The organism is Lysinibacillus sp. 10T31 (genome assembly GCF_056394365.1).
The window spans coordinates 1-13,941 of sequence record NZ_JBFTHS010000081.1 but is presented as its reverse complement, the minus strand read 5'-3'; the positions used below and the strand labels follow the sequence as shown (position 1 = coordinate 13,941).

Sequence of the window (13,941 nt, the reverse complement as noted above, 5' to 3'; positions counted from 1 at the left end):
GGAATCGGCTTTGTGCTTAGGCCTGCACGAGGGCCGACACGATGTCGGTCATTTCGATAATGCCACAGGACGTGGCGTTTTTACCGATGCAGGTCAGTTAGCCGTTATCGCATGGATGCGATGATTTTAGGCTAACATCCTATATTGAACTCCTCCGATTTCCGTGACATCCGCCGGAGGCTTTAGGCCAACACGAAGTTGGTCACTCAGTCGTGTGTTGTTGTTGTTGTTGCTGTCGCTTCGCTTTCGCACAGATAAAACCATGTTGCTGTCGCTTCGCTTTCGCACAGATAAATTGCCACAGGACGTGGCGTTCTTAGACTGAGTTCCTCTATTTCAGCGGATGTTTGCACACCCTCTGAAAAGTAAATTAAACCCGAATTCATCTCACCACCTATAGAGGTGGAAGATTTCTGTAACTGCCGTTTCACTACCGTTACATAAAACACTTGTAGCTGACGCTTTGCTTTCGCTACAAAAGACACTTGTAGCTGACGCTTTGCTTTCGCTACAAAAGACACTTGTAGCTGACGCTTCACTTTCGCTACAAAAGACACTTGTAGCTGACGCTTCGCTTTCGCTACAAAAGACACTTGTAGCTGACGCTTCGCTTTCGCTACAAAAGACACTTGCTGAAAGAAGTTAAATTTTCATAGCTCATCAACATAACATGTGGTTGATTTCCGTTCCGACTGGGCGCTTTCCTTGGGGCGTTCAGTCTTCACTCCAATCAACTTATTTAATACTTTTTAACAAATGTCATCCACAACTTTTGGTGATGAGCTATTTTCATGTTGTTTCTATCAATTTAATACATAAGAAATAACAATAAACTCAGCCACTATTATGATGAAAAATGCGATAAAATTCAACAAAATTGTCCGACCATGTATCATTTTCCCGATTTTTCTCTTTGACCAAGCTGGTACAAGTAAATTGCATAGGGCTAGCAACAATATACAATAGATGAGCTGAAATGGAAACCACCAAATCGTATATACCCAGAAAGCTTCAAGCTTTTGTAATAAAAAAACCGAGCTAAAGCCAAAAAAGGTTGCACGTATCGCCACCGTTACACGTACTAGAACCTTTAGGACACTATGTGTTGCAAACAATAGTACAAGAACTATAGAAACAGCAACTGGTAACACTAAACGAAATAGAGAATGCCTGTCCCCATTTGTTAAACGAGGCTCTATAAATGAAATAAAAGGCTCTGCATTCGGCCCACCAATAATATGAAATAAGATAACGCCACAAACGAAACTCACAGCAATGATGGAAGCGTGATAAAATATAGACACCGTACGAGACATAAACATGCTCCTTTTCTATCAAGGTTTGTACAGCTTATGCTCGTCCGCTTCTATTATGCTAAAGATTATTATCTTATTGTGCCGCAAGCCAAAGTACAGCAAAGGCTGTCTTGGCGTCGTATATACGCTCATCTACAATCATTTGCCCCGCTTCTTCCAACGAAACTTCCAATAATTCGACAAATTCATCCTCGTCTAAATCTGCTTTGTTTTCAATTTTATATAAATCTTTTGCCACAAATAAATAGATAATCTCATCTGCGAAGCCTGGTGATGTTGCAAACGCTTGTAAATAAGTTAAGCTTCGTGCACCGTAACCTGTTTCTTCCTCTAATTCGCGGCGCGCGGTCACAATTGGCTCCTCACCAGGTTCAAGCTTACCAGCTGGAATTTCAATAATTGAACGTTCTAAAGCTTTGCGATATTGCTCCACTAATACTAATTTGCCTTCATCGGTAACAGCAATAACTGCAACTGCGCCTGGATGCTTAATAATCTCCCTCTTTGCAACATTACCATTCGGTAAAGTGACATCATCAACTTGTAGTTTCACAATTTTCCCGTCATAAATGGGTGTAGTCTTTGTCGTTTTTTCTTCAAACTTTTTCATTGACTATAACCTCGCTTGTTCTTCAGATATGTTCATTGTACCATTACAAGTAGAGAAATCGAAGGAGGGCATTGGCATGAAAAAAAGACAGCTTGGCTCAAGTGAATTGTTAATTTCAGAAATTAGTTTAGGGGGCATGTCTCTTTCGACAGATAAGAAAAAGGCTGCTGAAATCGTTGATATGGCACTAGATGCTGGCATTAATTACATCGATACAGCCGATTTATATGATTTTGGATCAAATGAAGAAATTATTGGCGCTATTTTAGGAAAGCGTCGTCAGGATGCTATAATCGCTACGAAAGTTGGGAATCGATGGACAGAAGGTGTAGAAGGTTGGCATTGGGATGCATCTCCGTCTTATATAAAGGAAGCTCTACACGCTAGCTTAAAACGACTAGGAACTGACTATATCGATGTTTATCAGTTACATGGTGGAACTATTGAGGACGATTGGGATGGCATTATCGACACTTTTGAAGAGTTGAAAAAGGATGGATTGATTCGAGAATATGGCATCTCCTCTATTCGACCAAATGTACTAAAGCATTTTTTACCAGCAAGCTCTGCAAAAAGTGTCATGATGCAATACAGTGCTTTAGACCGACGACCAGAAGAATGGCTCGACTTTATCGCAAATGAAGGGGCTTCTGTTGTAACACGCGGGACTGTTGCAAAAGGTTTACTAACAAATAGCTGGAAAGAACGTTTACAGCGTGTCAATGGCTTTAACACATACACAGCGGACGAATTGACAGCAGTATTAACAGGCTTATCTTCACATTATGACGATTTACATGCACTAGCAATCGCCTTTAATCTAAAGGAACCAACTATAGCCTCAACAGTGATTGGTGCAAGCTCACAGGAACAGCTGGCGCAAACACTTGCTGCCTATGAAAAAATGGATTCGATAACAGATGTTAATGCAGTAAAAGAGCTAACAAAAGCCGAACAATATATGGATCACCGATGAAAAAATGGCTTATCTTAATAGCATTTTTAGTAGTACTTGCGGTTTCTTCTAGTATGACCTATGAACAACAGTCTATTATTCCTGAATTGGAGCAAGTATTAGCAAATAAACCGTTTGAAAAGCAATTATCCGTTTTAAAAATTCCTTATTGGGACACAGTTGTTTCTGTTGAAGAACGTGGTTACTTTAAGTTTGTAGAATTTTTAATTCGAAAACTAACGCATTTTGTTGGATTCGGCTGCATTGCACTTGGTATTTACTTCGCATGGGGAAAACGTCGGTTCGCCGCAGGTGTCGCTATTGGCGGGACAGCTTTAATAGCAACGCTTGATGAAATTCGTCAAAGCTTTACACCAGGACGCACGATGAGCGGACAGGATGTCATTTTGGATACAGCGGGAGCGATTGTTTTTGTCGGGGTTGTACTGTTGGTGAGGATGATTTTTAAAAGACAAAAGGCGCTTTAAATCTTATTACAAGTCAAGAGTTAAAGTAATGCACTTAATAGATCCGTATCCAATGTGCATCATTATAAATACGTTATTTTTTTAAGCTGAACTAATTTTGATATTAGTTCAGCTTTATTTGTGTAATTCTGATCTCTACTCGTTATTTTTCTGGCCTAATATAAGGTACGATTTGTGCAGTGGCACCATTCCTTACTTTGGGTACTATGGATAATAGAAGAAATTAATTGAAAACGGTTATCTAAGATATCGACGCAAGTTAATTCAATAAGTGGCAAAAGGATATTGGGTTATACTGTAGAACAATTAAGAAGTAAAATAATTTTTTGGAGGTAATGAATGATTAAAGATTCCTGGTTTACTGTGCAACAAATTGATTGGAATACTTACGCAATTAGTGAATATGGACATTGGGAGAAGGTACATTCATTTTTATTATTGGGTAATCAAAAAGCGGTACTAATTGATACTGGTCTTGGAATTGATAATATTAAGAGGATTACTGACCAATTGACTACATTACCGATTGAGGTCATCACTACTCATGTCCATACTGATCACATCGGAAGTCATGGAGAATTTGAAAAGATATATGTTCATGAGGGAGATAAAGATTGGTTAGAGAATGGCATAAAAGGCTTATCAATCGAACAAATAAGAAAAGATATTAGAAGAGATATTACATTGCCTACTCCAAATACATTTAACCCAGACACATATCAACCATTTCAAGGGGAACCTACAGATTTGTTAGTTGATGGCGATGTAATTGAATTGGGTAATAGAAAATTAGTCATCTATCATACTCCCGGACATTCTCCTGGTCATATTTGTGTTTTTGATGAAACAAAAGGTTATTTATTTACAGGGGATTTACTATATGATAAAACCCCTATATATGCTTTTTATCCTTCAACAAACCCTGTTGATTTAGTCAATTCATTGAAAAAGATTTCAGAGATACCAAACGTTTCAATGGTTTACGGTTCACATAATACTTTAGGGCTTGAACCCAAAATTTTAAAAGAAGTAAAAATTGCAGTTAAGTTTTTGAATGAAAACAAACTTACTCAATTCGGTACTGGAATCCATAAATTTAATGGTTTTAGTGTACAGTTTTAACGGTAAGCTACAGGTTAATTTAAGTAGTAGGCATGTGTAGAACCGTATCGAATGAAGCGACGCAGAAAGATAGGAATTCCCTTATAATAAAGATATATTAAAATCGAAGGTGACTTGAATTATGTTTAGATTATTTTTGGAGTTAATACGAATAACTGGAATTTTATTTATCCTAGGTGCTATGATGGGGACTTTGGTGAAATTAATCTATGCGAGTTTAGGGATAAATGTAGATGATACCATTGGTGGTTGGTTAGTTGGTATTTCAATTCTTATTTTAATTTTTGTGTTATACAGAAATAAATTTCAATTTTCCGGATTTTATAAAGGACCAGGAAAAGTAAAGCTTCCAAAAAAAGTTAGTAATTCTCTAATTTTATGTTCAATTCTAATGATAATTATAGCTCCGTTGTTCAACTAACGCACCCAGTTAGTTGAACAACGAAGCTGAACTAATAGCAAAATTAGTTCAGCTTAAAATAAGTATTATGTGCCCATTGTATATAGAATACTAAGTGTATTACTTTTAATAAAATTTAAAGTCCCCTTTGTCTTTTTTATAATCTTAGACGAATCTCCAAAAAAATAGCTCTTCAGATTCTGAATATAACGTTGCCCCTGCTTTTTGCAATACTTTATGGGAGGCAATATTATCTTTATCAGTATCGGCAATCACATACTTTACATTAGATTGACGTAGTAACCAATCTTTCATCATCCTAACCGTTTCCGTCATGTAACCCTTTCCCTGATATTGAGGAAATGTATAATATCCGATTACGACCTCACCCTGTTCATTCTGTAGACCTTTTAACATAATGCCACCAACGATACTGTTTTCTTCTTTCGATACGATTAACCAGTTCGTGTACCAAATATATTTTTCCTCATTTTCTAATACTTTCGATAATCTAAACTTCAAAGCTTGTCTAAGTTCTTCATCAAGAAAAACTCCTTTACTACTAACTGACAACTCTATTTCCAATGACTTTTCATCATTGATTAGTAAGTCTAAACATTTTGCATTTAATGGGATTAATCTTAATCTATTAGTGYTTAATTCAATCATTTTTTCTCTCCTATCATAGATTGTAACTAAACTATTATTAAGAGATATATGTATTGGCAGCGTCTCCCGTTTTTTATTTTTAAATAAAGGATAGCACTCTTTTATCCTTGTATTTAAAGGTGATTAATTTTATCATTCAAGGAATATAATGTAAATAATTTCTTCTTCACAACTAATTGTTCCGATAAAACATAAAATTATTCCGATAAATCTTAGAATCTTTCCGATAAAACATAAAATTGTTCCGATAAATCTCGAAATCTTTCCGATAAATAAAATATCCCTCCTCGAAAAGTTGATAATTTGAGGAGGGTTTATATGATTATTTATTTTCTACTGGTTTCCCGTAAGTTTTGAATCGTTCTAACATATATGTCATTTCTTTATCATCTAATATAAATGGTGTACCAATAGATCTCGCACGAACATATACTTCTGCACATAGTTCTATTTCTTCAGCGATATTAAAGGCTTCTTCCACATTTGCACCCGCTGCTAACAAACCATGATTAGCTAGTAAAACTGCTTTCGAACCTTCCATTGCATTAAGTGCATTTTCTCCAAGGGCTGGTGTACCAAAGCTTGCGTAATCAGCGCATTGAACTGCTTTACCCGCTACTGCAACCAAATAAGAGACTGCAGGTAAGGGCTCACGCAAACAAGAAAGTGTTTTGGCAAAAATAGAATGTGTATGCACAACCGCTTCAAGTTCAGGGCGCCTTTTATATACCATTGTATGCATAGCCCATTCACTAGAAGGTTTATGATGGCCCTCAATTATCTGTCCCTCTAGATCAATCAAAACGATATCAGCAGCGGTTAGTTCCTCGTAGGGGATACCACTTGGACTTATGGCGACGCAATTTTCAGAAGGAACATAGATACTAATATTCCCACCAGTACCTTTCGTTAATCCATTTCGAATCATTAATTGACAATGACGAACAACTTTTTCTCGCTCTGTTTGTAGTCTCATCTAATTCCACCTTCCACCATTGCTCTATCACAACATGGTGACGCTTATTTTTTTCGCACAATGCGTAAATCTAAATTACTTTTCAAAAATTCATTAACGACTTCTTGCTGTTCGTCATTAAATGGTTTAATTTCATCAACGATAATTGTAGAAATAGCATCGGCTGGCATGACTTGGAATAGTTTTTTTACGCCAACCTTGCTCTGATCAATAAGAGCTATGACCTCATTAGATTTGTGAATCATCGCTTGTTTAGCTTCGCCCTCATCAATTGTTGAGTCTGTTAAACCTTCTTGTAATGTCAAGCCCCTTGCCGAGATGAACAATTTATCGATATTGATAGATTCCATATATTTCTTCAAAGACGTTCCCATCGTTGAAATAGAGTTTGGGCGTACATAACCGCCGAGTAAAATCGTCGTCACTTCACTCGATATTAAATCGAGGGCAACGCTTATATTATTCGTAACAACTGTTACATTCTTGATCCCTTTAATCAATTTTCCGACTTCTGCTGCCGAAGTACTTGCATCGATACCCACTACGTCCCCATCTTGAATTAATGTAACCGCTTCTTGAGCCATTAATTGCTTAGCTTCTAAATTTTCAGATGCGCGTAAATTTAAATTATCTTCAACAAAGGATTTTTGGATAGGCTTTGCGCCGCCCAACACACGAATTAATAACCCTTCACTTTCCATCTTTTCTAAATCGCGTCGAATCGTCATCTCAGACACTTGAAATCGTTCACTTAAATCTGAAATCTCTACGTAATTTTTTTGGTTCACTAGTTTATTAATTTCATCTTGTCTTCGTTTTAGAGAATTTGTCATGCGTGTCATCCTATCTTTGATTAGTTAAAAATTGCACGCACCTTTTCTTCTGTCGGGTGTTCGATAATCCCTTTTTCTGTGACAATCGCTGTTATGAGTGCAGCAGGTGTCACATCAAAAGACGGATTGTACACCTTCACATCAGCTGGCGCGATGTATTGTCCTGTTGGTTTTAACACTTCATCTACACTTCGCTCTTCAATCGGGATATTTGCACCAGTCGGGCAATGTAAATCAATCGTCGGTGTAGGTGTCGCTACATAAAAGGGAATATTATAGTATTTAGCTAAAATGGCTACACCGAGTGTCCCAATTTTGTTAGCAACATCACCATTTGCAGCTACACGATCACAGCCAACGATAACTCCCTGCACTTTGCCTTGTGCCATCACCGTCGCTGCCATATTATCCGTAATCAACGTAACATCAATACCAGCATTAAAGAGTTCAAAAGATGTTAGCATGGCACCTTGGAAACGAGGTCTTGTCTCGTCAGCAAATACTTTAAAATTCATCCCCCGCTCCTTTGCCAAATAAAAAGGAGAAGTCGCTGTGCCATATTTTGTTGTAGCCAGAGCCCCAGCATTACAATGAGTTAGTACCCCTTGACCATCTTCCAAAAGCGTCAATAAATGTTCACCTATGGAACGATTAATCTCGATATCTTCAGTATGAATAGCAATCGCTTCTTGTAATAAAATATCCTGGAATGTTTCTAAATCATTCGTCTCTATTTGCATGGCTTTCTGTTCCATTCTTTCTAAAGCCCAGAATAAATTGACAGCTGTAGGACGAGATGTAGCTAAATATTGTACTTGTGTTTGTACTTCTTCCTTCGCCGCACTAACAGAACCTTCAAAGTGCTGAATCGCTACATATACCCCATAAGCCGCTGTTACACCTATGGCCGGAGCCCCTCGTACAATCATTGTATGAATAGCATTCCATACTTTTTCTACAGTTTGGACTTCTACATACACAATGTCATTTGGCAATTTTGTTTGATCTAGTAGAATGAGTGTATCTTTTTTCCATTCTATTGTATTCAATTCCATTAAATCAACACCCCATTCTTATATTTGTGTAATAGCTTAATATAGCCTTGAATATGGCTGATTTCCTTATTTAAAATACACTCTTTCGCAATCTTTAAACAACGTCTTTCGGCTGTTATACGAGCGTCAATTGGTTCAATGGTCGTAATATCTCCAACTTTGGCTAAGCCAATTATACGACGGTTCATCTCAATCCCTGCAATTGCAAATGCATCTCGACAGATTCGTTCCATATAGTCGTCGAGAAAGGCTGAGTAGACAGCAAAATGCTCCGTTGATGTGGCTAAGATATTTCGTGCCTTCTTGTGGAATAATTGAATAGTAGATAGTAATGATTCTTCAATCCACGAAACAAATTCGTCTTCTTCGTAAGCTAATCCCCTTGCCCAGGCAAATGTAAGGTTGGCGATTAAATTCCCCACATCATAACCTATAGGTCCATAAAAGGCGAATTCTGGATCAATAACCTTCAATGTTTTCTCATTAATAAAAATAGAGCCTGTGTGCAAATCACCATGTAAAAGTGCTTGAGCCTCTGTAAAAAATTGTATTTTCCGCTTAGCTACTTCTAAATGTAAATCTGTATCCTCATATACAAATGAATGTATCCACTCTTCATTTCCAGCCGTTAAAATATTTTGCTTTTTAAAATCAATATAAGGTTCCGTATAAACTAGATGTTCTGTAATTTCACACAGCTCAGGGTTGATGAATCGCTTTTGAAATTCTTTTTTCTTTTTTGGATCTAATAAAAAATCCGTTGTTCGAATAAGATTTTCCGCCATAAAAGTAGAGATTAACTCGGCGAAATGATCATACGTTTTAAATACGTTCAATTGCTTTCTCATAATCTCAAAATCTTTTAAATCTTCCATTACGCAACAACTCATAACTTCATCAAACAATAAAATTTCTGGTACAAGGGAAGGTGTTAGCTCACCCTCAATCATTAAAGCTTCTGTTTCTATTCGATTCCGATCTGTCGATAGCACGAAATCATCAGAGATACGAGCTTGTGGACCAGCTTGTTTGACGATGACTGAGTCACCTTGCTCATTTTTCACACGAAATACATAATTTAAATTGCCATCACCAATTTCGTCACTATGTAGTGTTCCACTAAAACCTTTAATTTTTGCTTGTACATAGCTTTTTACATCTTCTTCGTTCATTAAAAAATATTTGGAATACATAACAATAACCTCCTATTTTTTTCTACTGTAATACGTTGAAGCTAGCGCAAATGCTAAAACAAGTCCTTTAATAATATTTAAAGAATAGTAAGGAACTGATAACATTACTAATCCATTTTCTAAAATACCGACTAATGCGGCTCCGAATAATGTTCCAATGGCATTTGGTTTACCATGACCAGCGAATGATTGCCCTATAAAAGCAGCAGCAACAGCTGGCATTAAATACCCTGCACCTGCATTAATTTGTGCAGATCCGATTTGAGACGCGAGTAATAAACCACCAATCCCGGCTAAAACTGCCGAAAAAATATAAGCTAACATTTTATAACGGTTGACAGGAATCCCCGATAATTTTGCTGCTTCTTCATTGCCTCCAACAGCGTATAAAAAACGTCCATGTTTGGTATATGTTAAAAATACATGTACTAACATAACGATGACCAACATGATTAAAATGATCCAAGGTGTCTTACTTAACAATAAGAAGAAATCCGAAATTCTACCTTCTGTTGGTGTCCCATCTAAACGAGGCATACCAACAGAGATTGAACCGCCTCCTGTATAGGTCATAGCAACACCTTCAACAATAAACATAGTTGCTAATGTGGCAAACAGATCGGGTATTTTCACTTTTACGATTAAAAACGCATTAAATAGTGCTACACAAAGCACGGCTAAAATAGCAACCAAGATGGATACACTTGTTGGCATGCTAAACCATACAAACATAGATACAACAACTGAGTTCGCCAATGTGGCTGTCGAACCAATCGATAAGTCGAAACCATTAACAGATAAAGAAACCGTTAATCCAACTGCTATAATCGTAACGATTGAAATACTTCTTAAAATATTTAAGACATTATTTGTTTGCATAAAATTAGGGATAGAAACAGTAAAAACAATAATCAATAAAATAACAGCTAATACAATGGCCCAATCCTTTATAAATAATAGCGTTTGATTATTTTTACGCTCTTGCATACGCTTCGCCTCCAGTAGCATAGAACATAACTTCATCTTCTGTCGTTTCGCTTGTGACTAACTCTTTCACAATTTTCCCGTCGTACATCACATAGATTCGATCGGTAATTAACAAAATTTCACTTAATTCACTTGTCGCATAAATAACGCTCTTCCCTTCTTTTGCCTGCTCATCAATTAGATTAAAAATATCGCTTTTAGCTCCAACATCGACGCCTTTTGTAGGTTCGTCAAACAGAAGAATTTCTGCATCGGTCATTAACCATTTACCAATCGCGATTTTTTGTTGATTACCACCAGAAAGATTCGCTACCTTTTGAAGTTCGTTCGGTGTTTTAGCGCCTATTTTTTGAATCATTGCTCGAGCAGCCTCTCGTTCATTCGCTTGTTTAATAAAACTACCTAGACGAGTGAATGACTGTAAATTGGCCATCGTTAAATTTTTGAATATCGGCTCTTCCACAAATACCCCCTCTTTCCGACGTTCTTCAGGAATTAAAGCGAAAAGGTTTTTAACAGCATGGTAAGGAGTTAGGTTTTTAATAGGTTTCCCATACAATTCCATAGAACCAGATTTAATATTAGACATGCCAAAAATCGCTTTGCATAATTCTGTTTTACCAGCTCCAACTAAACCAGCCAGACCGATAATCTCATGTTTATTGACATGAAAAGATACGTCATTAACTAAGCCTGAATCGTCGACAAGATGGTTGATTTGTAAAGCTATTTGTCCTTTTTCTTTTAATTTTTTGTGATGAACTAAATCAAAAGTTTTACCAAGCATTTGTTCGATAACTTGATTTTGAGTAATCCCTTCAATTAAGCTTTCTTTTACAATTTTGCCGTCTTTCATAATGGTGATTTTTTCGCAGATTTCAAATAGCTCTGGTAATCGGTGAGAGATAAAGACAATTCCAAGATGATGATGTTTAACTAAATCTCGGACTAGAGAAAACAATTTCACAGTTTCTGCTTGGCTTAATGGAGCGGTAGGTTCATCTAATATAAGAAATTTTCTCTCATGAATTAATGCCCGCGCTATTAACACCATTTGTTTATCTGCTAAAGAAATATCCTGCACCTTTTTTTCAATATTTAACTTAATACCAATCCGATCTAACACATCTTTTGCGCCTGACGGATTTTTCGCCAATTGATAATTGACCTTTTATCGAATATCAGTTGATCTAGCATAATATTCTCTGCAACACTTAAATAGGGTATTAACGCTGTATCTACTTCTTGATAAACAATATCTATACCTAACTCCTTTGATTTTTTCGCATCAGTAATAGAAACTAGTTCACCGTTTATAAAAATATCACCCGTATAATGCGGATAGGCTCCTGAAAGAATTTTCATTAGAGTCGATTTACCAGCCCCATTAGCACCAATGACAGCGTGAATCGTGCCTGATTCTAGTTGAAAATCGACATCACTTAAGGCTTTCACACCGGGAAATTCGATTGAAATTTTTTTCATCTCAATGACTGTCTTGGCTTTCATAGCTAACACGCCTTTCACATTTAGGTAAAAGAAAACGTCTTATTGAAAACAAGACGTCATCTTTGTATTATTTTGAATAGTGTTCACGTAATGTTTTCATCCATTCCTCATCAAAATTAGTAGATACGCCCCAGCCATCAATAATTTCATTTAGATTGAGCATCGTAGTGTTATCTTTTAAATCACTTTGTTTAATTAATTTAGCATCTAAATCATACTCTGCAGGAGTTTCTTCACCCGCTAATTTTTTTGCCATTAAACGCATATTCATACGACCAATTAGCGCTGGGTCTACAGCAGCTGTCGAAATCCATTGACTATTATCTTCTTTCATTAAGTTAATATCTTGGTTTGATACATCGATTGAAACCAATTTAATGTCTAAACGATTGTTATCTACTAATGATTTATAAGCCCCTTTTGCTAACTCATCCCATGAGCCCCAAATTGCATCTACTGTTCCTTCTGGATATTTTGCTAAAACGGCATTCACTTTTGCAGCAATGTCACCTTGAATATCTTGGAAATTTGTAGGTCCAATTGTTTCTAAAGTGACAATTTCACCTTTATCCTCAAACTCTTTATATATTTCCTGACGTCTATCTAAAGGAGATAACCCTCCAAACCATAGTTTAATAACCTTTACAGGCTCCTTACTTAAATCCGCAATTTCTTGAAGAGATAAACGTGCTAACTCATAATCATCTTGGAATGTAGCAGTAACACCATCTAAACTCTGACCATTCTTTTTAGCGACAGTATCAAATAATGTCACTTTAATCCCTTTATCAACAGCAGGCTTAATCATGTCATATGAATAATCTTCCTTACCGTGTGAAATAATAATACCGTCATAGTCTTGCTGTATAATTTGCGAAACTAATTCTTGGAACTTAGCATCATTATTTTCAACTATCTGCGTATCCACTTTGAACCCCAAAGCTTCGCCTTCTTTACGTGCACCATCTAAAAATTGTTTCGTATGATCGTCTGATGCTAGATTACGTAATACAGCGATTTTTTTACCGTTTTGTACACCTTCAGGAACACCTTCAATATTTTCGTTTGTGTCACTTCTAGCATTATTCCCGCTATTGTTACTACAAGCTGTCAAAACAAGCACTACCACAAACATCATCAACGAGACTCCAAATCTTTTCATGAAAATCCCCCTTTTCTATTAAAAATGATATAAAACTCTCGATTAAGCATCAATTTCATAATAATCATATTATTCAGAATATTTTCTGTCAACTTAAAATGTTAAATAAAATCATTTTTTAGTTAATTTTTTTCATTAATAATTATGTTTTGTTTATTTTAAACGGAATTATCAATCGAAACGTTTATTATTTCACAATACAGAAGAATATATAATATCAACACTTTTATCTTCATGAGTAATACATATCTATTTGGTAGTTTCACGATTCTCAAACTAAATAATAATAAAACTGTTTTTAAAAATAGTATTTGGCAACAATTATTTCTCTTGCTAAATGTTCCGATAAAAACAAAAATCATTCCGATAAATCTTAGAATCTTTCCGATAAAACATAAAATTGTTCCGATAAATCTCGAAATCTTTCCGATAAACACAAAAAAACAGTGAATCCGCATTTGGATTCACTGTTTCACTTTAGAATTTTGAGCCATTGTCGCCGTATTCGTTTAGTAGTTCTTCAAACGATTTGTTTTTTTCGCGTTGCTTGCGCTCAAAGGCTAGCTTTGCTTGGCGCTCTTCTTCTGCGGCTTGCTCTTTCGCTGTTAAATCTTGCTTTGCAGCTTTTAATCTGGCAAGTACATCACCGCCTAGTTGATCGGCTAA

Annotated in this window: 17 protein-coding genes; 4 read left to right on the top strand and 13 right to left on the bottom strand. The window is 36.3% G+C overall.

What is annotated here, in order from left to right; genetic code table 11:
- Window positions 1–206: 206 nt before the first annotated feature.
- The 3 genes from AC1DCY_RS25575 to AC1DCY_RS25565 form a co-directional block, all read right to left on the bottom strand.
- A complete protein-coding gene (locus tag AC1DCY_RS25575) occupies window positions 207–629 on the bottom strand; it encodes a hypothetical protein (protein ID WP_477355052.1) in 423 nt (140 codons plus the stop codon).
- 174 nt (window positions 630–803) lie between these two features.
- Window positions 804–1,316 (bottom strand): hypothetical protein, encoded by a 513-nt coding sequence (locus tag AC1DCY_RS25570; RefSeq protein WP_477355050.1) that lies wholly within the window; start codon window positions 1,314–1,316, stop codon window positions 804–806.
- 73 nt (window positions 1,317–1,389) lie between these two features.
- Window positions 1,390–1,926, bottom strand: coding sequence for an NUDIX domain-containing protein (locus tag AC1DCY_RS25565; protein ID WP_477355047.1), 537 nt, complete (start codon window positions 1,924–1,926; stop codon window positions 1,390–1,392).
- A gap of 76 nt (window positions 1,927–2,002) precedes the next feature.
- Between AC1DCY_RS25565 and AC1DCY_RS25560 the strand changes: the two genes are divergently transcribed.
- From AC1DCY_RS25560 to AC1DCY_RS25545, 4 genes are all read left to right on the top strand, one after another.
- Window positions 2,003–2,902 (top strand): aldo/keto reductase, encoded by a 900-nt coding sequence (locus tag AC1DCY_RS25560; RefSeq protein ID WP_477355044.1) that lies wholly within the window; start codon window positions 2,003–2,005, stop codon window positions 2,900–2,902.
- Entirely contained in the window at window positions 2,899–3,369 is a 471-nt protein-coding gene (locus AC1DCY_RS25555) for a VanZ family protein (protein ID WP_477355041.1), read from the top strand. Before AC1DCY_RS25560 ends, AC1DCY_RS25555 begins: the two co-directional genes overlap by 4 nt.
- Before the next feature lie 339 nt (window positions 3,370–3,708).
- Window positions 3,709–4,491, top strand: a complete 783-nt coding sequence (locus AC1DCY_RS25550; protein WP_477355038.1) for an MBL fold metallo-hydrolase — start codon at window positions 3,709–3,711, stop codon at window positions 4,489–4,491.
- A 121-nt stretch (window positions 4,492–4,612) separates the two neighbouring features.
- Entirely contained in the window at window positions 4,613–4,912 is a 300-nt protein-coding gene (locus AC1DCY_RS25545; RefSeq protein ID WP_477355035.1) for a hypothetical protein, read from the top strand.
- Between the two features lie 144 nt (window positions 4,913–5,056).
- Here the strand turns inward: AC1DCY_RS25545 and AC1DCY_RS25540 are convergent, their stop codons facing one another.
- The 10 genes from AC1DCY_RS25540 to AC1DCY_RS25495 form a co-directional block, all read right to left on the bottom strand.
- Window positions 5,057–5,560 carry a GNAT family N-acetyltransferase gene (locus tag AC1DCY_RS25540; RefSeq protein ID WP_477355032.1) on the bottom strand — a complete coding sequence of 168 codons (504 nt, stop codon included), beginning with the start codon at window positions 5,558–5,560 and terminating at the stop codon, window positions 5,057–5,059.
- Window positions 5,561–5,882: 322 nt separating this feature from the next.
- Window positions 5,883–6,536: an L-fuculose-phosphate aldolase gene (locus AC1DCY_RS25535; RefSeq protein ID WP_477355029.1), complete on the bottom strand. Its 654-nt coding sequence runs from the start codon at window positions 6,534–6,536 to the stop codon at window positions 5,883–5,885.
- 44 nt (window positions 6,537–6,580) lie between these two features.
- Window positions 6,581–7,369 carry a DeoR/GlpR family DNA-binding transcription regulator gene (locus AC1DCY_RS25530; protein WP_477355026.1) on the bottom strand — a complete coding sequence of 263 codons (789 nt, stop codon included), beginning with the start codon at window positions 7,367–7,369 and terminating at the stop codon, window positions 6,581–6,583.
- A 20-nt stretch (window positions 7,370–7,389) separates the two neighbouring features.
- On the bottom strand, window positions 7,390–8,424 hold the full coding sequence (mtnA, locus tag AC1DCY_RS25525) for an S-methyl-5-thioribose-1-phosphate isomerase (protein WP_477355024.1): 1,035 nt from the start codon (window positions 8,422–8,424) through the stop codon (window positions 7,390–7,392).
- Window positions 8,424–9,617 carry an S-methyl-5-thioribose kinase gene (gene mtnK / locus AC1DCY_RS25520; protein WP_477355021.1) on the bottom strand — a complete coding sequence of 398 codons (1,194 nt, stop codon included), beginning with the start codon at window positions 9,615–9,617 and terminating at the stop codon, window positions 8,424–8,426. The genes mtnA and mtnK overlap by 1 nt, the downstream gene beginning before the upstream one ends.
- Before the next feature lie 12 nt (window positions 9,618–9,629).
- Window positions 9,630–10,604: an ABC transporter permease gene (locus tag AC1DCY_RS25515; protein WP_402872049.1), complete on the bottom strand. Its 975-nt coding sequence runs from the start codon at window positions 10,602–10,604 to the stop codon at window positions 9,630–9,632.
- Window positions 10,591–11,760 carry a sugar ABC transporter ATP-binding protein gene (locus AC1DCY_RS25510; protein ID WP_477355018.1) on the bottom strand — a complete coding sequence of 390 codons (1,170 nt, stop codon included), beginning with the start codon at window positions 11,758–11,760 and terminating at the stop codon, window positions 10,591–10,593. Before AC1DCY_RS25510 ends, AC1DCY_RS25515 begins: the two co-directional genes overlap by 14 nt.
- Window positions 11,724–12,113, bottom strand: a complete 390-nt coding sequence (locus AC1DCY_RS25505; protein ID WP_477355015.1) for an ATP-binding cassette domain-containing protein — start codon at window positions 12,111–12,113, stop codon at window positions 11,724–11,726. Before AC1DCY_RS25505 ends, AC1DCY_RS25510 begins: the two co-directional genes overlap by 37 nt.
- A 67-nt stretch (window positions 12,114–12,180) precedes the next feature.
- Window positions 12,181–13,275, bottom strand: a complete 1,095-nt coding sequence (locus AC1DCY_RS25500; protein ID WP_477355012.1) for a sugar ABC transporter substrate-binding protein — start codon at window positions 13,273–13,275, stop codon at window positions 12,181–12,183.
- A gap of 477 nt (window positions 13,276–13,752) precedes the next feature.
- On the bottom strand, window positions 13,753–13,941 hold a 189-nt coding region (locus AC1DCY_RS25495), incomplete at its 5' end, for a YqkE family protein (RefSeq protein ID WP_477355009.1).

Bases quoted from the DNA above. Each gene is read 5' to 3' on its own strand.
- AC1DCY_RS25570 (WP_477355050.1), bottom strand. From the start codon at position 1,316: ATGTCTCGTACGGTGTCTATATTTTATCACGCTTCCATCATTGCTGTG.
- AC1DCY_RS25565 (WP_477355047.1), bottom strand. From the start codon at position 1,926: ATGAAAAAGTTTGAAGAAAAAACGACAAAGACTACACCCATTTATGAC.
- AC1DCY_RS25560 (WP_477355044.1), top strand. From the start codon at position 2,003: ATGAAAAAAAGACAGCTTGGCTCAAGTGAATTGTTAATTTCAGAAATT.
- AC1DCY_RS25555 (WP_477355041.1), top strand. From the start codon at position 2,899: ATGAAAAAATGGCTTATCTTAATAGCATTTTTAGTAGTACTTGCGGTT.
- AC1DCY_RS25550 (WP_477355038.1), top strand. From the start codon at position 3,709: ATGATTAAAGATTCCTGGTTTACTGTGCAACAAATTGATTGGAATACT.
- AC1DCY_RS25545 (WP_477355035.1), top strand. From the start codon at position 4,613: ATGTTTAGATTATTTTTGGAGTTAATACGAATAACTGGAATTTTATTT.
- AC1DCY_RS25535 (WP_477355029.1), bottom strand. From the start codon at position 6,536: ATGAGACTACAAACAGAGCGAGAAAAAGTTGTTCGTCATTGTCAATTA.
- AC1DCY_RS25530 (WP_477355026.1), bottom strand. From the start codon at position 7,369: ATGACAAATTCTCTAAAACGAAGACAAGATGAAATTAATAAACTAGTG.
- mtnA (WP_477355024.1), bottom strand. From the start codon at position 8,424: ATGGAATTGAATACAATAGAATGGAAAAAAGATACACTCATTCTACTA.
- mtnK (WP_477355021.1), bottom strand. From the start codon at position 9,617: ATGTATTCCAAATATTTTTTAATGAACGAAGAAGATGTAAAAAGCTAT.
- AC1DCY_RS25515 (WP_402872049.1), bottom strand. From the start codon at position 10,604: ATGCAAGAGCGTAAAAATAATCAAACGCTATTATTTATAAAGGATTGG.
- AC1DCY_RS25505 (WP_477355015.1), bottom strand. From the start codon at position 12,113: ATGAAAGCCAAGACAGTCATTGAGATGAAAAAAATTTCAATCGAATTT.
- AC1DCY_RS25500 (WP_477355012.1), bottom strand. From the start codon at position 13,275: ATGAAAAGATTTGGAGTCTCGTTGATGATGTTTGTGGTAGTGCTTGTT.